The sequence below is a fragment of the Nocardiopsis eucommiae genome, assembly GCF_965344335.1.
Lineage (GTDB): Bacteria > Actinomycetota > Actinomycetes > Streptosporangiales > Streptosporangiaceae > Nocardiopsis > Nocardiopsis eucommiae.
In genome coordinates this window covers 17,350-40,221 of the sequence record NZ_CBDRIY010000038.1, presented here as the reverse complement: position 1 = coordinate 40,221, position 22,872 = coordinate 17,350, and the positions used below count along the sequence as shown (strand labels likewise).

The following is a 22,872-nucleotide window of genomic DNA, read 5'->3' as shown; positions in this document are numbered from 1 at the left end:
GACTTACCGTCACGGCGTGTCCCTCACCTGGACAGAACCACCCCGGGGGCGTCCCCCAACCCACGCCCGCGAGCGAGGTCCGGGACCACCGCGCGGCGCCACGGAGCCGACGAGGCGGCACGCGGCGGGGTGACGGCCACTCGATCCGTGGACTCCTCCGCCGACACCGGCGAAGGCGTCCACGCGCCACTCCCTAGCGGGCCAGCTTGCGCAGCACCCTCCTGGTCAGCCCGGGGGTGAACCAGCGCAGCTTGCGTTCGGCGCGCTCGGCCCGGGCACGGAGGCGGTCGGCCTCGGCCAGGGCGCGGTCCAGCCGCTTCTGGATCACCTCGGGGCTGTCCGTGGGCTCGGCCCCGGCCGACTCGGCGTCGACCACGAACCCCTCCGCCGGGATCCAGTGCGTCCCGTGGGTGCGCTCCACCACCCGGTCCAGGTCCGTGCCGGTCGCCCGGGGCTCCAGGTGCAGGGCGCGGGCGTAGGCGGAGGTCCGTTCGAGCCGGAGGACGCCGTCGCCCCGCGTGGCGCCGGGCAGGGGCGCGCAGAGCAGTCCGGCACCCTCCCGGTCGATCTCCCTGACCAGTTCGCGCAGGGCGTCGGCGGCCGGGACGGCTCCGGCTCCCACGGTGAGGCGGAAGGGAACGCGCGGATCGCGGTCGGGGACGCTCTCGACCAACCGCACGCGCGGGTCGCCCCGGAAGGTCTCCCGGACCAGGCGCAGGTCCAGGGCGTCCTCGTCGAGGGGCGAGCGGCGGCCCCCGTCCAGCGACTCCCAGGCCCCGACCAGCCACAGGCGCAGGTCCGGGGTGGTTCCGGACAGCAGCGCGGAGACGGTGGCGTCGACCTCCTCCAGGGTGTGGCCCCCGGCGTCGAGCACGACGTCGACCAGCGGGACCTCCCACTGGCGCTCGGGCTGCTTGCGGCGCAGGTGGAAGTCGGGGACCCGGTTGGCCACGTAGGGCATCCGGTAGCGGGTGCCCGCGTCGCGCCGGGTCTGCATCTGCGAGCGGCCCAGGTGCCAGCTGCTGGTGTCCAGGTCCGGGACGAACACCGCGCCGCGCTGGGCCACCCGGTAGGCGAACTCGGTGTCGCCGCCGAGGACGAGCTCCGCGTCCAGCCCGCCCGCCGCGTCGAACAGGCTCCGGTGCAGCGATCCGGTGGCGCCGACGAACACCTTGTAGGACAGGCGCCCGGCGGTCCGCAGGCGGTCGTTCTTGTTGATGAGCCGCTCGACCCAGTGCGGGTCGGCGCTCTCCCGGTCGAAGAGCTCCCCGGCGCGTCCGGCGGCCACCTCGTCCCGGACGTGCTCGGGGGTCATGGCGTCCGGGTCGAAGTCCACGAACATCTTGTGGCCGAGGGCGACCCCGTAGTCGATCCGGTGGTGCCAGCGCATCTGGGACTCCACGTGCTCGCGGTAGACCAGCATGTCGGCGTCCAGACGCAGGATCACCTGGCCCGAGGAGGCCGCGACTCCCGTGTTGACCGCGTGCGCCGAACCCCAGCCGCCCGGAGCGGAGGTGATCAGCCGGGTGTTCTCCGGACGCACCTCGGGCAGGGTGAGGGGCTCGGGCGTGCCGTCGTCCACCACGACCACCTCCATGAGGTGGGCGGGGTAGCTCTGGCCCGCCAGCGAAGCGAGCACCAGCGCGAGTTTCGCGGGCTGACCGTGCGCCGGGATCACCACGCTCACCGACAGCGTCGGTGTCCACTCCCCCACCGGCGGCGGGGCCAGCGGGGCGTAGTCGTTGCGGCGCAGCAGGGGCTGGCCGCCGAAGTCCACCGCGCCTCGCGGCAGCGGCTCTCCGGGCACGATCGCCGGGCCCGTGACGGGGACCGGGTCCACGGCCGGGGCGGTGTGCTCTTCGGTACTGGTCAAGGGTGTCCCCCCGTGTGCTGTGTGGTCCCGACCGGCCGTCCGTCATCGGCGCCGCTCCCCAGCGGAGCGGGCTCACCCTCCAGGAGGGAGCTGGGCCGCCAGCCGGACCACTGTCGGGCGTAGTTGTGCAGGAAGTAGGCCATGTCCTCGGACCAGGTGTGTCCGCCGCCGGTGCGGCGCAGCACGTAGCCCAGCCCGTGGGTGCGGTGGACGCGACCGCCGCCCCGGGTGACGGCGACGAGCAGCTGCGTGTCGATGGCGCGGGGCAGCGGGCGGAACCCGCCGGTCTCCTCCAGCACCACGCGGTCGGTGAGGAGGGTGCCCCCGGCGATGAAGCGGGTGGCGGTCTCCGACTCCCGGCTGCGCCAGACCATGAGGTCGATCTCCTGGAGATAGACGAAGTCCTGTCCGGTGCCGACCAGTTCGGCCCCGGAGTAGGTGCGGGCCAGGACCAGGTCGGCCAGGTGCTCGGGGCCGTACCAGTCGTCGTCGTCCCACTTGGCGATGAGGTCGCCGGAGGCCAGGGCGACGGAGTCGTTGAGCACGGCGCCGAAGATCCGGTCGGCGGGTGCCTCGTGGACGACCAGGGGAAGGCCGGTGGACCGGTACTCGTCGATCGCGGAACGCACCTCGGGCAGCGACGCGGGGAAGCCGTGCAGGGTGAGGACGGTCTCCGTCTCCACCCCTCGTTGGCGGGCGATCTGGGCGAGCGCGAACCCCACCATGTCGGGGCGGCGGGTGCACAGGATGACGGAGACCCGGGGCTGCGGGAGCACGGGCACTCCGGCCTCGGCCGCCAACGCGCGCCAGCGGGAGCGCACGCCGTGCGTGCGCAGGGCGGCGCGGCGCAGGCGGACGCTGTGCTCCTCACGGGCCAGCCGGTCGGACAGGTCGGCCTCGGTCGCGGTGTCGAGCAGCGCAGTGAGCGGGGTACCGAGTCCGGCGGCCCAGGTGGGGACGGGGCCGCTGACCAGCGGGACGCCACCGGCGGCGAGGGAGGCGACGGCGCGCACGGCGGCGTGCGGTCCGCGGTGCCCGGACCAGTCCACCCGCACGCCGCGCAGGTGGCGCAGGCGGGACAGGTCCACGTCCGTGACCGTTCCGTCGGGGGCGACCGTGACCAGGTCCTTCCGACCGTCCGCGATGACGGCGCGGTCGCCGCGCAGGGTGAGGTCGGCCAGCGGCCCCTTCTCGGCCTTGGTGAAGCCGGTGGGGTTGACGGTGGTCTCGTCGACGGGGGCGATCCGCTGGACGGGGTCTCCGCCGGGCCGGTCGGTGGCCAGGAGCGCGGAGCGGGCCCGCTCGTAGCCGTCCGGCCCGGTGAGCGTCTCCCAGGACTCGGTGCCGGTGGTGGTCCGGTCCAGGAGGGGCACGGTGTCGTCGGTCCAGGCGGGCGGGGCCGTGGCGTCGTGGACGCGCAGGACGAGGTCGCCCACCGGGGTGACCCGGCGCAGCGGGACCGGGCCCTCCTGGGCGACGCCGTGGGCGCCCGTGTCACCGGGCCGCCAGAGGGCGGCTTCGGCACCGTTCAGGGCGGCCAGGGGTGTGACGGCCGGTCCCCGACGGCGGCCCCGGGTGCCGTGCAGGACCGCGTCCAGGACTGGGGCGGTCTCGATGGCGTTGGGGAAGAACAGCTCGCACACCCAGCCCCGGCCGCCCACCCGGCGGACCCGGAGTTCCTGGAGGTCGCGCCACTGCCCCATGCCGGGGCCGGTCGGGACCGGGGGCTCCTGGTGGCCGGGGGTGGCGACCAGCGCCACCACCAGGTGCACGGCCCGGGGCAGGTGGACGGCGGCGGTGAGCACCCGGTGGAGGTCGGTGGTGCTGGCCGCGACCACCGCGACCAGCCCGGCCACGCGGTCGTCTCCGAGGACGGGCTCGCCGTGGGGGCGGGCGTCCAGGTCCAGGAGCACGTCGCCCGGGACGGTGGGCAGTCCGGCCACCTCGGCCCGGGTGTCGGCGCCGGTGTGGCAGAGCACGGCCGGTTCCCTGCCGCGAGCGCGCAGGGCGTTCCGAAGGACGGTGGTGATCATCGGGTGGCCTTCGAGGTCGGGCGGCAGCCGGGGGCTGGCTGCCGGGCGGTGTCGGGGACGGGCGGAGTGCCGGTGCGGCTCAGGGGGCCCGGCGGGTGAACACGTGGGCGCCCTTCTCCGACGGTTCCACGGTGCGGTGCAGGCGGTACTCGGAGACCCAGCGGTCCCCCAGGGCCCGCTCGTCCGGCCGGTCGGCGTCGTCCAGGACGACCACGGCGTCGTCGGTGCAGCGCGGCAGCAGTGCCGGGACCGCCGGGTACCGGGCCTGGACGCCGGTGGCCTGGGGCGGCCCGTCCACGAACAGCAGGCCGACGCGGTCGAGGTCGGTCAGGCGGGAGAGGTCGTACCAGAGCGGCTGGGAGGTGACCGGGCCGTCGGGCGCGGCCCCGGCCAGCTCGGGCTTGACCTCGGCGAGGGGGGCGTGCCGGACCTCGACGACGTCGTCGAGGCCGTGCGCGGCGACGAGGTCGCGGCTGAGCTCCGCGTAGCGCTCCTCGTGCTCGATCGCGACCAGGCGGCCGGTCCCCGCACGGCGCAGCGCGTAGCCGATCCACACGCTGGAGGCGCCGCTGCCGCACTCCACGACGAGTTCGGGGCGGTGGCGGTCGATCAACCGCACGAGCAGGCGCAGGACGTCCGGCGAGGCGGCCCAGCCGCGCAGCGGCGGCATGAAGGGGGCGACGTCCAGGTACGCGCGCAGTTCGGCCCAGGCGACCTGCTGTTCGTAGTCGTGGCGGCCCTGCACGGTGACGGCCCGCTGGATCTCCCGGCTGGCCCGGGGCAGGGCGTGGTCCTGGAGCCGGGACAGGCGCTCGCCCACCCCGTCCAGGGAACGGGTGATCTCCAGGCGGTCCCGGCCGAGCACCTCGGTGACCCGCTGGGTGTGCCCGTCGACGGAGGTGGCCAGGGCCCGCAGGGAGCGCCGGAGTGTCCACAGACCGGCGCCGAGGACGCACACGAGCCCGCCGAGCAGGAGCACGGCGGTGGCGATGACGACCTCCGCCCAGCTCAGCACGGACAGAACCCCCAGAACCGTCGGGAGGGTGAGCACCATCAGGCCGAGGACGGCACCGATCACCAGAAGGGGTGTGGCTCGACGGCGGAGCGTGCGCAAGGGGGACCTCCACGGGGGTCGCGTGGCAGCGGGATGCGGGGGGATTTCCGGGTATTGACGAGAAAGTCCCGGACACTTTCGACACTAACTCCTCAAAGTGCCCGCCGAGTTGTTCACCGGGGAAATCGAAACCCGAACAGGAATCAATTCCCCCGGCGTTCACCCGCGCATCACCGTGGTTTCACGTCCGGACACTTCTCCGTCCGCTCCGTCCGCGTGGAAGAATCCATTCCGTCGGGTGTCGCGGGCAGGTGCGAGGTCCGGCACGGGCCCGTTCCAGGGCCTCGTCGCGGGTGTGCTCGCCCCGGCGCGGACCCGGATCCCCGTGGCGTCCGGTCCGGACTCACCAGCCGGTGGCCTCGACCAGGGCCTTCTCCATCGCGGGAGCGAGGGTGCCCGCGTAGGTCGCGGTGATGTGTGAGTGGTCCCAGAACACCAGGATGTTGCCGACCACCGCTTCGCAGTAGCCGTCGGGGCACACCTGGTCAGTGAGGTCCATCAGGGTGACGTTGGGCGGCAGCGTGACCAGGGTGGCCGGGTCCACCTCCTCCTGGCTGGCCGAGACCGGCGACACGCACTGGTCGACCGGCCCCGACTCCACGCACTCGGCGCCCTGGTAGGTCAGCCGGGGCAGGTCACGCAGTCCGATCACCTCGACGCCCAGCCCGTCCAGCCACTCCCACATTCCCAGGTAGCCGTCGTGGACCCGCTCGCCGTCGAGCGTGGCGCGGGTGGAGGAGGTCAGCACGGCGTCCGGTCGCAGCTCCTCCAGTTCGGCCATCGCCCTGGCCTTCCACACCTCGCACTCGTCGAAGACCACGCCGTCCCGGTGGGAGGTGTCGGTGCTGAACTGGCAGCCGCTCTTGCTGAACGAGACCAGGCGCCACCCCCGGGCGTCGGCCGCCGCCCGCACGGCCGGGTACCAGTGGGCGACGCGCGAGGCGCCGACCAGGGCGAGCGTGCGCTCGGCGTCGGCGGGCCCGGTGTCGCAGACCACCAGTTCGGAGGAGGTGAGAGTGACGTGGCAGCCCTCCTCGTGGTGCCAGGACAGGTCCTGTCTGGCGTCGGCCGGGTCCGGCCGGACCGGGACGTCGGCCAGGACCGTGGTTGGGTCCGCGACCACCCCGGCCCCCGGGTAGCTCTCGGGGGCGGCCAGTTCCAGGGCGCGTTCGGCGCGGTCGCGGTCGATGCGGTCCGTCCAGAGCAGCGAGGCGGCCAGGACCGGGACGATCAGCGCGGCGGCGATCCCCAGCGACCAGGCGGGCGTACGGCGGACGGGGGGCCGGGTGAAGCGGTCCAGGCCGCCCTCCACGAACCGGTGCGTGAGCCAGGCCAGGACCAAGGACGCGCCGAGGATCCCCAGTCCGCCCAACGGTGTGGCCAGGGACCGGCCGGTGACCTCCAGATAGCAGACCAGGACCGGCCAGTGCCACAGGTAGAGGGGGTAGGAGAGCCGGCCGAGCTCGGTGAGGGGCTTCCAGGTGAGCAGGCGGTCCGCGCCGTGCGGACTGCCCGTGGTCCCGGCGAGGACCACCAGGACCGCGGCCGTGGTCGGCCACAGGGCCACGTAGCCGGGGAAGAGCGTGGAGACGGAGAGGAGCGCCCCGCAGGAGACCAGGGCGGCCAGGCCGAACCAGCCCAGGAACACGCGCAGCCGCACGGGCAGGTGCACGCGGTGGACGACCAGGGCCAGGAGCGCCCCCAGGGCCAGCTCCCAGAGCCGGGCTCCGGTGTCGAAGTAGGCCCAGGCCTGGTCCCGGGCGGTGATGGACACCGAGTAGCTCAGGGACAGCGCGAACACCGCCGTGACCAGGACCAGGACCGTGGCGCGGAACGGCAGCCTCGCCCGTGTGGCCACCAGCGCGGCGAGGGCGACCAGCAGCGGCCACAGCAGGTAGAACTGCCCCTGGATGGACAGCGACCAAAAGTGCTGGACCGGGCTGGGCGCGGCCTCCCTGGCCAGGTAGTCCACCGCCGCGTGGGCCAGGGCCCAGTTCTCGTGGTAGAGCGCGGCCGCGCGGACCTCCTCCAGGATGTCGCCCCAGCGTGAGCGGGGCAGCAGCAGGTACACGGCGGCCATGGTCGCCGTCAGGACCACGGCCACAGCGGGGACGAGCCGCCGGACCAGCCGGGTCCAGAAGGCGACGAATCGGACGCGCCCCTCGCGCTCGACGCTCCGGACCAGGGACCCGGTGATCAGGAACCCGGTGAGCATCAGGAAGACGTCGACACCGCCGGAGACCCGGCCCAGCCAGATGTGGTAGACGGCCACCAGGAGCACGGCGACGGCGCGCAGCCCCTCGATCTCGGGGCGGAAACCCCCGACACCGCCCCTGGCGCGCACGCCGTCGGGAACGGACGGAACGGAGGTGGTCCTCGTGAAGGGAGCCTTCGGAGTGGAGGAGTGCATGAGCGGCGGTGGCCTCGAAGTGCTAGGGAGACTGTGCGCCGAACGAGGCGTCTGAACGGGTGGCGTCTCTCGAATTCGGCGCTGCATCATCGCCGTTCCCGATGCCCACCCGGTGAATGGCGGGCCAACGCCCGAACAACGTTCTCCGGAACCCCGGCAGGCGGATCTCGGACAGCCCGGCCAGGGTAGGCCGAACGAACGCCCGCACCCGGGCTCCGAGGTTATTCGGGAGGTTCGGGAACAAGGGTGATGGTTTGTGTGACAGGCGCCCGGGAAGGGTGGGGGAAGGTCGGAGCGGGTCAGGGCGCACGGGCCCCGTGGACGTCGTACCGGTGGTGTCCGGAGGACGAGGACGGGCCCGGTCGCGTGGACGCCCCGGTGGCCGTTTATTCCCGGAGCCGGGTGTCAAGAGCCTGACATCGGGTGTCCGGCCGCCCGGCTGATAGCTTGCTGACTAGAGCGATCCCATCGCTGTAAGCCCGAAGAATCGCGTCATTTGGAAAGGTGCGTCAGAGATGTCTGCGCCATACTCGCTTCCCGAACTGCCCTACGACTACGCGGCCCTGGAGCCGTGGATCTCCGGTCAGATCATGGAGCTGCACCACGACAAGCACCACGCCACCTACGTCGCTGGCGCCAACAGCGCCTTGGAGCAGCTGGCCGCGGCCCGCGAGTCCGACGACTTCGGCACCGTGAACCAGCTCCAGAAGAACCTCGCGTTCCACCTGGGTGGCCACGTCAACCACTCCGTCTTCTGGAAGAACCTCTCCCCGGAGGGTGGCGACAAGCCCGAGGGTGAGCTCGGCGCCGCCATCGACGACCAGTTCGGTTCCTTCGACGCCTTCCGCGCGCACTTCAACGCCGCGGCCACCTCGATCCAGGGTTCGGGCTGGGCGATCCTGGCGTGGGACGCCCTGGGTCAGCGCCTGATCATCGAGCAGCTGTTCGACCAGCAGGCCAACATCGCCATCGGCACCCAGCCGCTGCTCATGCTGGACATGTGGGAGCACGCCTTCTACCTCCAGTACAAGAACGTCAAGGGCGAGTACGTCAAGGCGTTCTGGAACGTGGTCAACTGGGCCGACGTCCAGGAGCGCTTCGCCGAGGCCCGCAAGGTCCAGCTCGGCTAGTTCCACTCCCCGCCCCACCGGTCACGACCGGTCGGGCGGCGGGAACGGCGGAGGGCGGCACCGCACGGTGCCGCCCTCGCTGTTGCCCGGGCCCCCGGAGCTCCGGTTCAGACCACGAGGGCGTCCGGGTGGTCCTGCACGGGGCCGTGCCGATCCAGCTCACGCCAGGAGCGGGCCAGGCGCCACACCAGTTCCTCCCGGGTCGCCCTGTCGTAGGCGAACGGCAGCCGGAAGTACGCGTCGTGGCGGTCGTCGCCCGCCGCCGACATGACGGGCCCGGGGACCAGCTCGACGTCGTGGGCGAGCGCGACCTGGGCGAAGGCGCGGGCGCTGGTCCCGGGCAGCTGGACCCACAGCGCCGCGCCGCCCTCGGGGGTCCGCCACCGCCACTCGGGCAGGTCCCGGCGGAGCAGGCCCTCCATGTGGTCGAGCGCCACGCGGAGCCCCTCGGAGCGCTCCCGCGCGAGCTGGGCGTAGCGGTCCAGCAGCCGCACGCCGATCGCCTGGTCGAGCAGGGGGCCGGCGAGGTCGGCCAGGACCTTGCGGCGGCTGAGGCGGAGCGCCATCTCGGCGGGCGCCCGCAGCCAGCCCAGGCGCAGGCCCGCCCACCCCACCTTGGAGAGGGAGTCGACGGTCACGACCTCCGCGCCGCGCGGGGCGTGGGCCGCCAGGGGCGGGGGTTCGTCGGGCGCCCGCAGGCCCGTGTACGCGCTGTCCTCCAGGATCGGCACCCCGTGGCGCGCCGACAGTTCTCCCAGCTCACGGCGGCGAGCCGAGGACATCATCGTGCCGGTGGGGTTGTGGTACGAGGGCATCACGTAGAGCAGGTGCGGCGAGGTCTCGCTGAGGGCGCGGCGCACGCCGTTGGGGTCGATTCCCTGGTCGTCCAGGGGGACGGGACGGATCCCGGCGCCCCGGTCGCGGAAGAGGTCGAGGCAGCCCGCGAAGCTCGGGTCCTCGGCCACCACCAGGGAGCCCTGACGCAGGTAGAGCTGGGCGACCAGGGCGACCGCCTGGTGGGCACCGGTGGTGACCACGATCTGGTCGGGGTGGGTGGGCAGGCCCTGGTGTTCGTAGTGCCGTGCGATCGCCTCGCGCAGGGCGGGGAGCCCGCGCGGGTGGTAGTTGCCCTCGGCCATGAGGGCGGGCAGGTCCTCGGCGGTGACCTCGCGGATGGCCTGTTCCACCCCGGCCAGGCCGGGGGTGCGCAGGCACGAGGCGGAGATGAGGTTCTCGTCGGTCTGGAGGAGGTTGCGGTAGATGGGGTCGCCGGTGCCGTTGGCGCTCCACCCGTCCGAGCGGACCGGGGCGCGGGACCCGCACACCCGGGTACCGCTGCCCTGACGGCTCTCCAGGACTCCCTCCACACGCAGGTGGTCGTAGGCGGAGACCACGGTGGTGCGGCTGACGCGCAGCGCTGCGGCGAGGCCGCGTTCGGAGGGCAGGCGCTCGCCGGGGACGAGGGTTCCCTGGTCGACCAGTTCACGCAGGGAGTGGGACAACCGCCGGTGCAGGGCCCCGTTCCCGGTGGACCAGGCGCCGAGGGAGTCCACCAGGTCGTCGGTGCGTCGAACAGGGTCCATTTTCGGCTCCATTGGCTCTCCTCGTGTCCGCGTCGGACTCCGATACTCGCATCAGTCCAACCGGACGCACCAGAGCCAGAGTGGACCCTGCATCGGGGTCCACTTGAGACAGGAGTTCGCATGCGCTCCCTCCTTCCCACTCGCACCGTCCGCCACTCCGCCGTGTCAGGGAGGCCGCGTCGCGGCCACGGGGAACCGGCCCCGCAGGGGCGGGGGACGATTCTGGTGGAGTCCCGCACGGTCACCGGCGACCCCCGCCACCTGCCTGCCCTGGTCGCCGCGTTCCGCGCCCGGGCCGAGGTCCACCCGGGCCACCTCGGTGAGGTCCACTTCTCCGACGACGGGGCCTCCGTCCGCACGGTGAGCCGCTGGCGCTCCTCCGTCGACCTGCGGTCGTTCGTGGAGCGGGCCCACGGCGACCTGCTCGCCTACCGCGCGGAGGCGGGCCGCTTCCCCGAGGTGGAGCGCACCCTGTGGTGGTCCCGCTCCGCGACGGCGGTCACCCCGGAGCAGGCGGAGGCGCGAGCGGTGCGCCTGAAGGCCCACGGGCCCGGCCCGGGGGCCTTCACCCTGGGCTCCCCGGTCCCCGCGCCCGCCCGCGCCGGTGGTGCCTGAGGACCCCCGGCGGGACTCCCCGCACGCGAACGGGCTCGGCCGTCCATGACGACCGAGCCCGCCGACCCCTCCCGCACGCCCCTCGTGGTGCGGGATCAGGCGGAGACGGGACCGGGGGTGGGGGCGAGCGGGGCGCCCATGGCGTGGTAGCCGCCGTCCACGTGCATGACCGTGCCGGTGACGGCGCGCGCGGCGGGCGACATCAGGAACAGTGCCGGTCCGGCCACCACGGTGGTGTCCTTGGTGTCCCAGCCCAGCGGGGCGTGACCCGACCAGGAGTCCGCGATCTGCGCGAAGCCCGGGATCGAACCTCCCGCGAGGGACTTGATCGGGCCGGCGGAGATGGTGTTCACGCGGATACCGTCCGGGCCCAGGTCACGGGCGAGGTAGCGGGCGGAGTTCTCCAGGACGGCCTTGGCCGACCCCATCCAGTCGTAGACCGGCCAGGCGACGCTGGCGTCGAAGGTCAGCGAGACCACACCGGCGCCCTCGGGCGCGTTGGCGAGGAGGTCACGCATGCCCACGGTGAGCGCGGCGAGCGAGTAGCCGGAGATGTGGATCGCCTTGGAGACGTCCTCCCACTCGGTGTTGAGGAAGTTGCCGCCCAGGGCGCTCTCGGGCGCGAAGGCGATGGCGTGGAGCAGGCCGTCCACGTGGTCCCAGTGCTCACCGATCGCCTTGGCCGTGGTGGCGATCTGCGCGGGGTCGGTGACGTCCATGGGCAGGACGGCGACCGGCTCCTTGGGCAGCCGCTTGGCGATGCGCTCGCAGATGGAGAAGGCGCGGCCGGGCGGGTTGGTCAGGATCACCTCGTGGCCCTGGTTCATGGCCTCCTCCGCGATCGCGTAGGCGATGGAGGACTGCGTGGTGATGCCGGTGATGAGCAGGTTCAAGGGGTCCCCTGGAAGGCGGTGTTCGGGCTGGCAGTGGCAACGTATCGGCGCGCGGTGGGGTGCGTCTGCCGTGGAACGGCACAAAGAATCGGCCCCGGCCTTGAAGGGGTCCGCCAGTGGGGCGGCGCGGCCAGGGGCGCGCCGGGGCCCTCAGCCCGGCTCCGGGGGCGACCAGGTGCCGCCGAGTCCCGCGCCCAGGGACCGCCGCGCCACCGTGGTGAACGCGTCCGGGGCCAGGGCTCCCATCCCCGAGGGCAGGACCCCGGAGAGCGGTCCGGCCCCCATCTCGGGCAGGTCGACGAGGTTGCAGCGCATGGCCAGGTCGGGCTGGCGGGGCCAGGAACCCACCACGACCCCGGCGGGGACGAGACCGCGCGAGCGCAGGGCCTCAGCGGTCAGCGCGGTCGCGTTGAGAGTACCCAACCGGGGGTCGGCCACCAGGAGCACCGGGGCGGTCAGGAGTTCGGCCACGTCGGCCAGGGTCTCCCGGTCCTTGTTCAACCGGACCAGGAGCCCCCCGGCGCCCTCCACCAGCACGAGGTCGTGGCCGCGCGCGAGGTCGAGCGCGCGGTCGGCCACCTCCCAGGCGGCCGGTCCGTCCCGACCGCTACGCGCGGCGGCCGTGGCGGGGGCGAGCGGTTCGGGGAAGCGGGCCGTCTCGGCGGTGGTCACCCCGGGGACCAGCCGGGCGACGGTGCGGGCGTCGCCCTCCTCGTCGGGGCCCACTCCGGTCTGGGCGGCCTTGAGCACGGCCACGCGGCGCCCCCGGGCCGCCGCGAGGGCGGCGACCGCCGCCGTGGCCACGGTCTTGCCCACCTCGGTTCCGGTGCCGGTCACCACGAGCACGGTCACAGGTTCCCCTCCTCGTCGCGCCCGGACGGGGTCCGCGTCTCCCCGGGCTCGGTCGGGGTCCGCGCCTCCCCGGGCCCGAACGAAGTCCGCGCCTCCTCGCGCCCGGACGGGGTCCGCGCCTCCCCAAGCTCGGGCGGGGCCGTCCCGCCCTCCAGTGAGGCCTCGGCCGCCGCGACCATCGCGGCGGCGATCGTGGCGACCTCCTCCTCGGTGCAGACGTAGGGCGGCATCGCGTACACGTGGTGTCGGAAGGGCCGCAGCCACGCACCGGCCGCGACCGCCGCGCGGGTGGCCTCTCGCACGCGCACCGGGCGGTCCAGTTCGATCACGCCGATCGCGCCGAGCACCCGCACCTCCCGCACGCCCGGCAGGCCCTCGGCCGGAGCCAGTCCCTCGCGGAGTCCGGCCCCGACCCGCGCCACGTCGCCCCGCCAGTCGCCCTCGGTGAGCAGTTCCACCGAGGCCAGGGCGGTGGCGCAGGCCAGCGGGTTGCCCATGAACGTGGGGCCGTGCGCGAGCACGGGCACCTCGCCCCCGGCGATCCCCCGCGCCACCCTCCCGGTGCACAGGGTGGCGGCCAGGGTCATGTAACCGCCGGTCAGCGCCTTGCCCAGGCACATGATGTCGGGAACCACCCCCGCGTGGTCAGCGGCGAACATCTCCCCGGTGCGCCCGAACCCGGTGGCGATCTCGTCGAAGACCAGCAGCAGCCCGTACGCGTCCGCGATCCGTCGCAGTTCACGCAGGTGGTCGGGGTGGTGGAAGCGCATCCCGCCCGCGCCCTGGACGACGGGTTCGACGATGATCGCGGCCAGTTCCCCGGCGTGCTCGCGGGCCAGCCCCTCGAACCGCGCGAGGTAGTCGGGGTCGGGCGGGGTGTCGAACCCGGCGGGCGGCTCGGGCGCGTGCACCTGACCGGGCAGGACGTCCCCCCACAGCGCGTGCATCCCGCCGTCGGGGTCGCACACGCTCATGGCGTGGAAGGTGTCGCCGTGGTAGCCGCCCCGCCAGGTGAGGAACCGGCGGCGTGCGGGGGAACCGGTGGAACGGTGGTACTGGAGGCACATCTTCATCGCGACCTCCACCGACACCGACCCGGAGTCCGCGAGGAAGACGTGGTCGAGGCCCTCGGGGGTGATCCGGACCAGTGCCTCGGCCAGCTCGGCGGCGGGCGCGTGGGTGAGCCCGCCGAACATCACGTGGCTGAACCGGTCCACCTGGGCGTGCACCGCCGCGTCCAGTCGCGGGTGGCGGTAGCCGTGGATGGACGACCACCAGGACGCCATCCCGTCGACGACGCGGTGGTGGCGGCCGTCCGCCCACAGGTCCAGGTGGGCGCCCTCGGCGCCGGTCACCACGTAGGGCGTCTCGGCCGCGGGCACGGTCGTGTAGGGGTGCCACAGGTGTGCGCTGTCGGCGGCTCGGACCCGGGCGGGGTGGGCCGTCTCGGTGCTGGTTCGCGACATGGTGACCCATTGTTCCGCCCACGGGGCGACTGGTGCCCCGTACGAGTGAGCCAGGAATCCCCACCGATTCTTTGTGGGCTTTCACCGGTGACCGGGGAGCCGGAAACCGGCAGAGTCGTACACGCCTCCCTGGCACCGCGAGGGACGGGTCGCCCCAGCGGGCTTGGCCGCCGCTGGGTCGACCCGCCCAGGGCCCTCTCTCACCGGCCCCACGGTCCGGGCAATTACCTCGTGCACAAGGCTTTTACCCGCACACGTGGCCCCTCCCCGCCCCCTCACGCACGGAGCCGCACCAGCGACCGCACCCACCACCGATCCCCGAGGAGCCCTCCGCATGGAACGCCTCGACACCGCCGTCCGCCGCACACGCCGTCCCTGGACCCTGCGCGCGACCCGTCCGGGGCCCGCCCCGCTGCCCTCGGGCCATCCCCTCGCCTGGCTGGACCGGGCCGCCGAGCGCCGCGCCCGGGCCGGACTCAGCCGCCGGACGGTGCCCCGCTCCCCCTCGGACGGACTGCTGGACCTGGCGGGCAACGACTACCTCGGGCTCATGCGGCACCCCGCCGTACTGGCGGCCGCCGCCGACGCCGTCCACACCTGGGGCGCGGGCGCCGGGGGTTCGCGGCTGGTCACCGGGGACACCGAACTCCACGCCGAACTGGAACGCGAGCTGGCCGACTTCCACGGCGCCGAGGCCGCCCTGGTGTTCTCCTCCGGGTACGCGGCCAACCTCGCGATGGTGGCGTCGCTGGTCGCCCCGGCCGCCGACGACGTCGAACCGCCACTGGTGGTGTGCGACCAGTACAACCACGCCTCCCTCATCGACGCGACCCGGCTGGCGCGTGCCGCCGGCGCCCGCGTCGCGGTCTTCCGCCACCGCGACACCGGGCACGCCGACGCGCTCCTCTCCGAGGCACCGGGGCGACGCCTGCTGCTCAGCGACACCGTGTTCTCCGTGGACGGCGACCTCACCGACCTCCCCTCCCTCGCCCGGACGGCACGCGACCACCGGGCGGCGCTGCTGTTGGACGACGCCCACGGGCTCGGGGTGCTCGGCCGGGGCGGACGCGGCGCCGTGGGCGGCACGGAACTGGCCGCCGCCGACGACGTGGTGGTGTCGGTGACCCTGTCCAAGTCGCTCGGAGCCCAGGGCGGCGCCGTCCTGGGGTCACGCCGGGTGATCCGCCACCTGGTGGAGACGGCGCGCACGTTCGTGTTCGACACCGGGCTGGCCCCCGCCTCGGTGGGAGCGGCCCTGGCGGCCCTGCGCGTGCTCCGTGCCGAGCCCGAGCGCGCCGAGGCCGTCCGGGCCCGCGCCCGGGAGCTGGCCGAGGGGCTCCGCCAACGCGGCTTGGAGGTGAGCGAACCGGACGCGGCCGTAGTGTCGGTGGTGGCCCGTTCTCCCGAGGAGGCGCTGGCCTGGCGGGCCGCCTGTCACGAGGCGGGGGTCCGGGTGGGCTGTTTCCGACCGCCCTCGGTGCCGGACGGCCGCTCCCGGCTCCGGCTGACCGCCCGCGCCACCTTGGACAACGCCGATATCCGCCGTGTTCTCGACGTCATCGCGACAAACCGCCCCGGGTAGTCTGGCCACTGGATCAGGGGTGCGCCTTCCGAACGCACCCCGCACGCCCCGCGGAACTGGGAGGCGGTAGGAGATCGTGTCAGCGCGTGATGGTGACCCCCGGGAGCCCCGGGAACCGGAGGGCCCGGAGGACCCCGCCGCGACCTCCGCCTCCGGCGAGCCCGTGAGCGGCCCCGAGCAGGACCGGACCGAGACGTCCGAGGCCTCCGGACAGGACCGGACCGAGGTCTCCGGGACCGCCGAGTCCCCCGAGACCTCCGAGGCCTCCGACCCGGACGCGTCCGGGTCCACCGCCCCCGACGACGGCGACGCGGGGGTCCGCGCCCGTCGGGTCCGTCGCCGCCGCGTCAGCCTCGTCACCGTGTCCGTCCTCGTCCTGGCCCTGGTGGCGGTCCTGGCCGTGCCCACCAGCCGCGACGCCCTCCTGCGGCTGTGGTGCGACGCCACCGGCGGCGTGTGCCCCGGCGAACCACTGCCTCCCATCACCGAGGACGAGGAGGAGGACTGGCGGGTCCGGATGGACCCGAAGGACGCCGCGCTGTGGGGCAACTACGTGTCCCTGGGCGACTCCTACTCCTCCGGAGACGGCGCGGGCGAGTACGAGGAGGGCACCGCCGAGCCCGGTGAGTGCTGGCGCTCCGAGCACGCCTACCCCAGGGTCATCGAGGAGGAGTTCTCCTTCGACGGCGCGCTGGGCTTCTACGCGTGCAGCAGCCACAAGGGCTCCGACATGCTCAGCCAGGTCGGCACCCCCGAGTCGCAGATCGAGCGCGTCACCGAGCACACCTCGCTGGTCACGGTCGGGATCGGCGGCAACGACCTCGGTTTCATCCCCGTCCTGCGCACCTGCATCATGCGGATGCCGCTGCTGGAGCGGACCGCCTGCACGGACCAGGAGGAGGAGGTCACCGAGCGGATGGACGCGTTCGAGGACACCCTCACCGAGGTGCTCACCGAGATCCGCGACCGCGCCCCGGACGCCCGCGTGCTGGTCCTGGGCTACCCCCGGCTGTTCCCCGAGCAGCCGCCCGGCATGTACTACACGCTCTCCCAGAGCGACCAGCTGTGGCTGAACACGGTGGCCCAGCGGTTCAACGACCGAATCCGGGACACGGCGTACCAGGTGGACGGCGACGTGTACGGAGCCCGCCAGGTGGGAAGCGTGGAGTTCGTCAACGTCTTCACCGCGTTGAAGGGCCACGAGGTCAGCGAGGACGACGCCTGGCTCAACGGGATCGTCCTCGGGCAGCTGGGTGAGGGCCTGCGCGTGGACCGGGCCAGCTTCCACCCCACGGCCGAGGGGCAGCGCTCCATCGCCGAGCGCGTACGCCTCCAGATCGAGGAGGGCCCCGAGCGGGTGCTGTTCACGTCCCGGGAGACCCTGGACAAGGTCGACGCCGAGGTGCTCCACACCGAACTCGGCGGCCCGCTGGACCCGGTCAACGCCGTTCCCGGCTCCGACGACACCGACGAGGAGGAAGCGGACGAGGAGGGGAACGGCGCCACCGAGGCCGGTGCCGGTTCCTGACCCCTCCCCCGGCCGCGCGGCCGAAGGCCACGGTGCCCCGGCCCGGAGGAGTCCGGGACGGGGCACCGTCGGTCCGCCCTCACCCGGGGCGGGAGACGGGCGTCGCGTCTACCCGCGCTCCGCCCTGAGCTCCGCGATGACCTCGGCGAACCGGTCCAGGCCCCAGTTGAGGTCGTCCTCACTGATCACCAGCGGCGGCGACATCCGCACGGTCGAACCGTGGGTGTCCTTGACCAGGACACCGTGCTCCGCGAGCCGCTTGCACAGCTCCTTGCCCGAGGCCAGCGCGGGGTCGACGTCCACGCCCGCCCACAGGCCGATGCTGCGCGCCGACACCACCCCGTCACCGACGAACGCGTCCAACCTGCGCCGGAGCACCTCGCCCAGTTTCCGGGCGTTCTCCAGGTAGGGCCCCTCGGTCAGCATCCGGACGACCGTCTGGCCCACCGCCCCGGCGAGCGGGTTCCCGCCGAAGGTGCTCCCGTGCTGTCCGGGCTGGATGACGCCGAGGACGTCCTCGTCGGCCACCATCGCGGACACCGGCAGGATTCCGCCGCCCAGCGCCTTGCCGAACAGGTAGGCGTCGGGGACGACGCCGGTGTGCTCACAGGCCCGGATCGTGCCCGTGCGGCCCAGACCCGACTGCACCTCGTCCGCGATGAACAGCACCCGGTTGGCGTCGCAGATCTCCCGGACGCGGGGCAGGTAGTCCGCGGACGGCACGATCACGCCGGCCTCGCCCTGCACCGGCTCGATGAGGACCGCCACGGTGGTGTCGTCGATGGCCTCCTCGATGGCCCGCGCGTCTCCGTAGGCCACCGAGCGGAAGCCGGGCGTGTAGGGGCCGAAACCCGTCTTCGCCTCGGGGTCGGAGGAGAAGGAGATGATCGTGGTGGTCCGGCCGTGGAAGTTGGCCCCGGCGACGACGATGGTCGCCTGGTTCTCCGGGACGCCCTTGACCTCGTAGCCCCACTTGCGGGCCACCTTGATGCCGGTCTCCACCGCCTCGGCACCGGTGTTCATCGGCAGGACCTTCTCCTTGCCGACCATGTCCGCGAGGGAGCTCACCCACGGGCCGAACTGGTCGTTGTAGAAGGCCCGGCTGGTCAGCGTCACCCGGTCGATCTGGGCGTGCGCGGCGGCCAGGAGGTCGGGGTTGTGGTGGCCGAAGTTCATGGCCGAGTACCCGGCCAGACAGTCGAGGTAGCGCTTGCCCTCCACGTCGGTCACCCAGGCACCACGGCCTTCGGCGATCACGACGGGCAGGGGTGAGTAGTTGTGTGCGGACCTCGACTGTGCGAGTTCGATGTGGTCCGCGCTGGAGAGTCCCTGTCCGCCGGGGTTTCCGACGGAGTCCTGCTGTCCCAGATTCTGGGTGGTCATCTAGCCGCTCCGATCACCTTTGACCGATGGTCAGACAGTAGATACCCACCGTGGGGCCCTGTAGAGCCCGGCGGCGGGATCTCCAAGAGTTGAGCAGATGATCCGGTGAGCCCACAAGGGGTGGTGAAGATCACCGGCCCGGCCCCCGGGCCCGAAACCCCGACACCTCCGGCCCCGGCACCCCCGCTGAGCTTGAACGCCCCCGGCGGGGCCTCCGACGAGGGTGACGGGGGACGGTTACGCAGGTGACGCGGTACACAGCGCCCACAGCGATCGGCCGCCGCCCCGACGGGTACGTTCGCTCTAACCAGCCACAGCCGCCGCGAGCGCCCCGCGCCGAGGACGGCGCCCACGACCGTCAGGGAGGTCATCGACGTGCCCCAACACGCGTCCCCGGACACCCCCTTCTCCCTCGCCAACCTCATGACGGCGGTGGCCGACGCCGTCCCGGACCGGATCGCGCTGGTCGCCGGTCCGCGCCGCCTCACCTACCGCGCCCTGGACGACCGGTCCACCCGGCTGGCCCGGCACCTGGCCACGGCCGGTGTGCGCCCCGGGGAGAACGTCGCGATCCTGTCCTTCAACCGCGCCGAGTGGGTGGAGTCGTTCCTGGGCGTGCTGCGCGCGGGCGCCGTGCCGGTCAACGTCAACTACCGGTACGTGGCGGGCGAGCTCCGACACGTGCTCTCGGACGCGCACGCGGTGGCCCTGATCGCGGAGGACTCCCTGGCCACGACGGTGGCGGCGGTCCGCTCCGACCTGCCGCGCCTGCGGCACGTGCTCCTGCTGGAGGACGGCTCCGAGCGCGACGCCTCGCTGCACGGCGTCGACTACGAGGAGGCGCTCGCGGCGCACGGACCGGACTCCGGAGACGGTGCGGTCGAACTGCCCGTGACCAGTGGCGACGACCACTACCTGCTGTACACCGGCGGCACCACCGGCTATCCCAAGGGGGTGCTGTGGCGCCAGGCCGACGTGTTCCGCGCGGCCGTGGAGCGACGCGACCCGGGCGCCCCGCGCGCCGGGTCCACACGGGACGTGGCCGAACGCGCCGCGCGCTGCTTCCCGCTGCGCATGCTGGTGCTGGGGCCGCTCATGCACGCCGCCGGGCAGTGGAACGCGCTGAGCATGCTGCTGTGCGGCAAACGCGTGGTGCTGTCCACGGACCGCAGCTTCCGCGCGGACCGGGTGCTGGAGCTGGCGCACCGCGAGGGTGTGCACGCGGTGCAGCTGGTGGGCGACGCGATGGCGCGTCCGCTGGCCAGGCACCTGTTGACCGAACCCGACCTGTGCCCGGAGCTCACCTCGGTGCGTTCCGGCGGCACCCCGCTCACCCCCTCGGTACGCGGGCTGTGGCGGGCCTGGCGCGAGGACGTGGCCCTGGCCGACGCCTACGGCGGTTCGGAGACGGGCGTGTGCGGGTCGGCCACCGCGCCCGACGAGCACACGAGTGTCGCGGACTCCGCCGACCGGCGCAGCTTCACGATGGGCGGCAGCATCTCCGTGCTGGACGACTCCCTGCGGCCGCTCCCGCCGGGGTCGGTCGAGGTCGGCCGGATCGCCCGGACCGGCCGGATCCCGCTGGGCTACTACAACGATCCGATCGCCACCGCGCGCACGTTCCCCACGGACGGTGACGGGCGGCGCTGGGCGCTGTCGGGCGACTACGGCACGAGGGCCGGTGACGGTTCGATCGTGCTGCTGGGCCGGGGCAGCGTGGTGATCAACACCGCCGGGGAGAAGGTCTACCCCGAGGAGGTGGAGGCCGTGCTCAAGGCGCACCCCTCGGTGGAGGACGTGATCGTGGTGCCCTCCCCGGACGAGAGGCTGGGCCAGAAGGTGACGGCCCTGGTGTCGCTGGCCTCCGGTTCGGCTCGGGACGAGGGCGCGCTGCGGGCGCACTGCCGGGTGCGCCTGGCCGGGTTCAAGGTGCCTCGGACGGTGCACTTCGTGGACCGGGTGCGGCGTACGGCGGTGGGCAAGCAGGACTACCGGTGGGCCGCCTCGGTGGCCGGGGAGGACCCGGACGCGCCCGCCGTTCCCACCTCGCCACTGTCCGGTTCGCGCCGGATCTGAGACCGGGTTCCACGCCGTCGTCGTCACGATCCGTTTTCGGACCAAGGACCTCGCGGACTGATACCTGACCAAAACCCGGATTCTCCGGGCGATCAGACGCCTTCACCCCGTCCGGCGCCGCTAGAATCAGCACTGCCCGGCCCGGGGCCTGACGGCTCTCCTCCCCCTCGCACGGCCCGGGCGGCACACATCCCGCGCGGGCCGGAGCATCGAACCGGTGGAGGTCGCCTCCATGACCCGCGTGGTACAGCACCCCTTTGACCCGCCGGTCGACCGTTCGCACGGGACCGGCGACCCCATCAGGACGGAGGACGGCGCCCTCTCCCGGGAACCTCCCGGGCCAGCGCCCGACAACATGGCCAAGTCAGTAGGCTCCTACATCTTCAACGCGGTGCGCGGCGGGGCCGTCGGCACCTCCGAGGCACTGCCCGGCATCAGCGGCGGCACGGTCGCACTGATGGTCGGCCTCTACGACAAGCTGATCGGTGGCGCGGGCCACGTGGTCAGCGGCATCAAGCGCTACGTCACGGACGTGCCCCGGGGCCGCGGCAAGGAGCGCGCCCAGGAGCAGTTCCGCCAGGTGGACTGGTCGGTGCTCGTCCCCGCCCTCATCGGCATGGCCGTCGCGCTCATCCTGGCCGCCGTCTTCCTCGCCCCGCTGGTGGAGGTCTACGCGCAGTACGCGTACGCGCTGTTCTTCGGCCTGGTCCTGGCCTGCCTCTGGATCCCCTACACCGGTGCGGGCAAGAAGTGGAAGGCCTGGCACTACGCGGTGGCCCTGGTCTTCGCCGCGCTCGCGTTCACGCTCACCGGCCTGCCCGGCGCCAACCTGCCCACCCACCCCGTGGTGGTCTTCCTCGCGGCCGCCGTCGCCATCTGCGCCCTGGTGCTGCCGGGCCTGTCGGGCTCCTTCATCCTGCTGACCCTCGGCCTGTACGAGCCGACCATGGCGGCCCTGCGCGCGGCGGACCTGCCCTACATCACCGTCTTCGTCCTGGGCATGATCACCGGTCTGGCCCTGTTCGTGAAGGTGCTCCAGTTCCTGCTGGAGAACCACCACCACATCACCCTCGTGGTGCTCACCGGGCTGATGGCCGGTTCGCTGCGCGCCCTGTGGCCGTGGCAGGACGAGAACCGCGACCTGCTGCCGATGACCGACGTCCCCGTCACGCTCGCCTTCGCGGTCGGCGGCTTCGTGGTGGTCGTCGGCATGATCGTCTGGGAGCGGCGCAAGCACGCCCAGCAGGAGCAGGTGGAAACCCGCCACAACGTCACCGTCTGACCGCGCGGAGGGGGCGGTCCGCCCCGGCGGACCGTCCACTACAGTCGGAACCACCACAGACCAACACAGATGCCGGGGCCGCGAGGCCCCGGCGGCGCGGGGTGCCGGAGAGAGTCCTCCCGGCTGAGAGCACACCCGTCGAACCTGCCCTAGTTCGTACTAGCGAAGGAACGCCAATGAGCGCGTACAACGTCGTGTCCATCGCCGGAAGCGACCCCAGCGGGGGCGCTGGCGTCCAGGCCGACCTGAAGTCGTTCTCCGCCCACGGGGTCTTCGGAATGACCGTGGTGACGGCGTTGACCGCCCAGTCCACACGCGGGGTCACCGGGGTGCACGGTGTCCCCGCGTCCTTCGTCACCGATCAGATGGACACCCTGTTCACCGACGCGACCGTGCACGCGGTCAAGGTGGGGATGCTGTCCACGTCGGAGGTCACCGAGGCGGTCGCGGCCGCTGTGGACCGCTACGCGCTGCCGAACGTGGTCGTGGACCCGGTGATGGTGGCCAAGAGCGGTGACCGCCTCCTGGAGCGGTCCGCGATCGAGGCCCTGCGCACCGTCCTGCTGCCGCGCGCCGACCTGCTCACCCCCAACCTCCCCGAGGCCGCCGACCTGCTCGGCGAGACCGAGGCGACCAGCCTCAAGGAGATGCGGGGACAGGCCGAACGCCTCCTCGAACTCGGTCCGCGTCGCGTCCTGCTCAAGGGCGGGCACCTGCCCGGTGAGGAGAGCGTCGACCTGCTGGTCGACGGTGTCTCGGAGCCGGTCGAGTTCCGTGCCGGGCGGGTGGGCACCCGCAACACCCACGGCACGGGCTGCACGCTCTCCTCCTCGATCGCCGCCCTCCTCCCCCAGCGCCCGGACACGGTGGCCGCCGTGGCCGACGCCAAGACCTACCTCACCGAGGCCCTGCGCCGCGCCGACGAGATCCACGCGGGCGGCGGCCAGGGACCGGTGCACCACTTCCACGCCTGGTGGTGAACGGACGACACCACGCGAAGGGGGGACCGGCCACGGTGGCCGGTCCCCCCTCGTCGTCGGCCGAGGGACTGG

Annotated in this window: 16 protein-coding genes and 1 riboswitch; of the genes, 7 read left to right on the top strand and 9 right to left on the bottom strand. The window is 73.2% G+C overall.

Annotation, left to right across the window (positions count from 1 at the left end; translation table 11 throughout):
- Positions 1 to 193: 193 nt before the first annotated feature.
- From ACRWK8_RS21375 to ACRWK8_RS21360, 4 genes are all read right to left on the bottom strand, one after another.
- Entirely contained in the window at positions 194 to 1,873 is a 1,680-nt protein-coding gene (locus ACRWK8_RS21375) for a glycosyltransferase family 2 protein (protein ID WP_431872449.1), read from the bottom strand.
- Positions 1,870 to 3,906 carry a glycosyltransferase family 2 protein gene (locus tag ACRWK8_RS21370; protein ID WP_431872447.1) on the bottom strand — a complete coding sequence of 679 codons (2,037 nt, stop codon included), beginning with the start codon at positions 3,904 to 3,906 and terminating at the stop codon, positions 1,870 to 1,872. Before ACRWK8_RS21370 ends, ACRWK8_RS21375 begins: the two co-directional genes overlap by 4 nt.
- A gap of 79 nt (positions 3,907 to 3,985) precedes the next feature.
- Positions 3,986 to 5,020, bottom strand: coding sequence for a class I SAM-dependent methyltransferase (locus tag ACRWK8_RS21365; RefSeq protein WP_431872445.1), 1,035 nt, complete (start codon positions 5,018 to 5,020; stop codon positions 3,986 to 3,988).
- 343 nt (positions 5,021 to 5,363) lie between these two features.
- Complete coding sequence (locus ACRWK8_RS21360) at positions 5,364 to 7,430, bottom strand: acyltransferase family protein (RefSeq protein WP_431872443.1); 2,067 nt, start codon at positions 7,428 to 7,430, stop codon at positions 5,364 to 5,366.
- A 515-nt stretch (positions 7,431 to 7,945) separates the two neighbouring features.
- Between ACRWK8_RS21360 and ACRWK8_RS21355 the strand changes: the two genes are divergently transcribed.
- Positions 7,946 to 8,560 carry a superoxide dismutase gene (locus ACRWK8_RS21355; RefSeq protein WP_378737172.1) on the top strand — a complete coding sequence of 205 codons (615 nt, stop codon included), beginning with the start codon at positions 7,946 to 7,948 and terminating at the stop codon, positions 8,558 to 8,560.
- 107 nt (positions 8,561 to 8,667) lie between these two features.
- Here ACRWK8_RS21355 and ACRWK8_RS21350 read toward each other — a convergent pair whose 3' ends face one another.
- Complete coding sequence (locus tag ACRWK8_RS21350) at positions 8,668 to 10,143, bottom strand: aminotransferase-like domain-containing protein (protein WP_431872440.1); 1,476 nt, start codon at positions 10,141 to 10,143, stop codon at positions 8,668 to 8,670.
- A gap of 225 nt (positions 10,144 to 10,368) precedes the next feature.
- Here ACRWK8_RS21350 and ACRWK8_RS21345 point away from each other — a divergent pair, with 225 nt between their 5' ends.
- Complete coding sequence (locus ACRWK8_RS21345; protein ID WP_431872438.1) at positions 10,369 to 10,758, top strand: DUF3291 domain-containing protein; 390 nt, start codon at positions 10,369 to 10,371, stop codon at positions 10,756 to 10,758.
- Positions 10,759 to 10,853: 95 nt separating this feature from the next.
- Here the strand turns inward: ACRWK8_RS21345 and fabI are convergent, their stop codons facing one another.
- The 3 genes from fabI to ACRWK8_RS21330 all read right to left on the bottom strand — a co-directional run bounded on the left by fabI (position 10,854) and on the right by ACRWK8_RS21330 (position 13,969).
- The gene (gene fabI / locus ACRWK8_RS21340) at positions 10,854 to 11,651 is read right to left on the bottom strand and encodes an enoyl-ACP reductase FabI (RefSeq protein ID WP_378737178.1); all 798 of its coding nucleotides are present in this window, start codon (positions 11,649 to 11,651) and stop codon (positions 10,854 to 10,856) included.
- A gap of 150 nt (positions 11,652 to 11,801) precedes the next feature.
- Positions 11,802 to 12,503: a dethiobiotin synthase gene (gene bioD / locus ACRWK8_RS21335; protein WP_431872436.1), complete on the bottom strand. Its 702-nt coding sequence runs from the start codon at positions 12,501 to 12,503 to the stop codon at positions 11,802 to 11,804.
- Positions 12,500 to 13,969 (bottom strand): adenosylmethionine--8-amino-7-oxononanoate transaminase, encoded by a 1,470-nt coding sequence (locus ACRWK8_RS21330; protein ID WP_378737184.1) that lies wholly within the window; start codon positions 13,967 to 13,969, stop codon positions 12,500 to 12,502. Before ACRWK8_RS21330 ends, bioD begins: the two co-directional genes overlap by 4 nt.
- Positions 13,970 to 14,303: 334 nt before the next feature.
- Between ACRWK8_RS21330 and ACRWK8_RS21325 the strand changes: the two genes are divergently transcribed.
- On the top strand, positions 14,304 to 15,551 hold the full coding sequence (locus tag ACRWK8_RS21325; RefSeq protein WP_431872434.1) for an 8-amino-7-oxononanoate synthase: 1,248 nt from the start codon (positions 14,304 to 14,306) through the stop codon (positions 15,549 to 15,551).
- 76 nt (positions 15,552 to 15,627) lie between these two features.
- Positions 15,628 to 17,079: an SGNH/GDSL hydrolase family protein gene (locus ACRWK8_RS21320; RefSeq protein ID WP_431872432.1), complete on the top strand. Its 1,452-nt coding sequence runs from the start codon at positions 15,628 to 15,630 to the stop codon at positions 17,077 to 17,079.
- 108 nt (positions 17,080 to 17,187) lie between these two features.
- Here ACRWK8_RS21320 and rocD read toward each other — a convergent pair whose 3' ends face one another.
- Positions 17,188 to 18,462: an ornithine--oxo-acid transaminase gene (gene rocD, locus ACRWK8_RS21315; protein ID WP_378737190.1), complete on the bottom strand. Its 1,275-nt coding sequence runs from the start codon at positions 18,460 to 18,462 to the stop codon at positions 17,188 to 17,190.
- Positions 18,463 to 18,837: 375 nt separating this feature from the next.
- On the opposite strand from rocD, the gene ACRWK8_RS21310 reads away from it, so the two are divergent.
- From ACRWK8_RS21310 to thiD, 3 genes are all read left to right on the top strand, one after another.
- Complete coding sequence (locus tag ACRWK8_RS21310; RefSeq protein WP_431872430.1) at positions 18,838 to 20,538, top strand: acyl-CoA synthetase; 1,701 nt, start codon at positions 18,838 to 18,840, stop codon at positions 20,536 to 20,538.
- Positions 20,539 to 20,893: 355 nt separating this feature from the next.
- Positions 20,894 to 21,820, top strand: coding sequence for a DUF368 domain-containing protein (locus ACRWK8_RS21305; protein ID WP_431872477.1), 927 nt, complete (start codon positions 20,894 to 20,896; stop codon positions 21,818 to 21,820).
- Positions 21,821 to 21,907: 87 nt separating this feature from the next.
- Positions 21,908 to 22,008: riboswitch (TPP riboswitch) on the top strand.
- Positions 21,997 to 22,800, top strand: coding sequence for a bifunctional hydroxymethylpyrimidine kinase/phosphomethylpyrimidine kinase (gene thiD, locus ACRWK8_RS21300; RefSeq protein ID WP_431872428.1), 804 nt, complete (start codon positions 21,997 to 21,999; stop codon positions 22,798 to 22,800). (Overlaps the previous riboswitch by 12 nt.)
- Positions 22,801 to 22,872 lie beyond the last annotated feature (72 nt).

What these genes read in the sequence shown, in the direction of transcription:
- ACRWK8_RS21370 (WP_431872447.1), bottom strand. Translation starts at nt 3,906, where the DNA reads ATGATCACCACCGTCCTTCGGAACGCCCTGCGCGCTCGCGGCAGGGAA.
- ACRWK8_RS21360 (WP_431872443.1), bottom strand. Translation starts at nt 7,430, where the DNA reads ATGCACTCCTCCACTCCGAAGGCTCCCTTCACGAGGACCACCTCCGTT.
- ACRWK8_RS21355 (WP_378737172.1), top strand. Translation starts at nt 7,946, where the DNA reads ATGTCTGCGCCATACTCGCTTCCCGAACTGCCCTACGACTACGCGGCC.
- ACRWK8_RS21350 (WP_431872440.1), bottom strand. Translation starts at nt 10,143, where the DNA reads ATGGACCCTGTTCGACGCACCGACGACCTGGTGGACTCCCTCGGCGCC.
- ACRWK8_RS21330 (WP_378737184.1), bottom strand. Translation starts at nt 13,969, where the DNA reads ATGTCGCGAACCAGCACCGAGACGGCCCACCCCGCCCGGGTCCGAGCC.
- ACRWK8_RS21325 (WP_431872434.1), top strand. Translation starts at nt 14,304, where the DNA reads ATGGAACGCCTCGACACCGCCGTCCGCCGCACACGCCGTCCCTGGACC.
- rocD (WP_378737190.1), bottom strand. Translation starts at nt 18,462, where the DNA reads ATGACCACCCAGAATCTGGGACAGCAGGACTCCGTCGGAAACCCCGGC.
- ACRWK8_RS21305 (WP_431872477.1), top strand. Translation starts at nt 20,894, where the DNA reads ATGGCCAAGTCAGTAGGCTCCTACATCTTCAACGCGGTGCGCGGCGGG.
- thiD (WP_431872428.1), top strand. Translation starts at nt 21,997, where the DNA reads ATGAGCGCGTACAACGTCGTGTCCATCGCCGGAAGCGACCCCAGCGGG.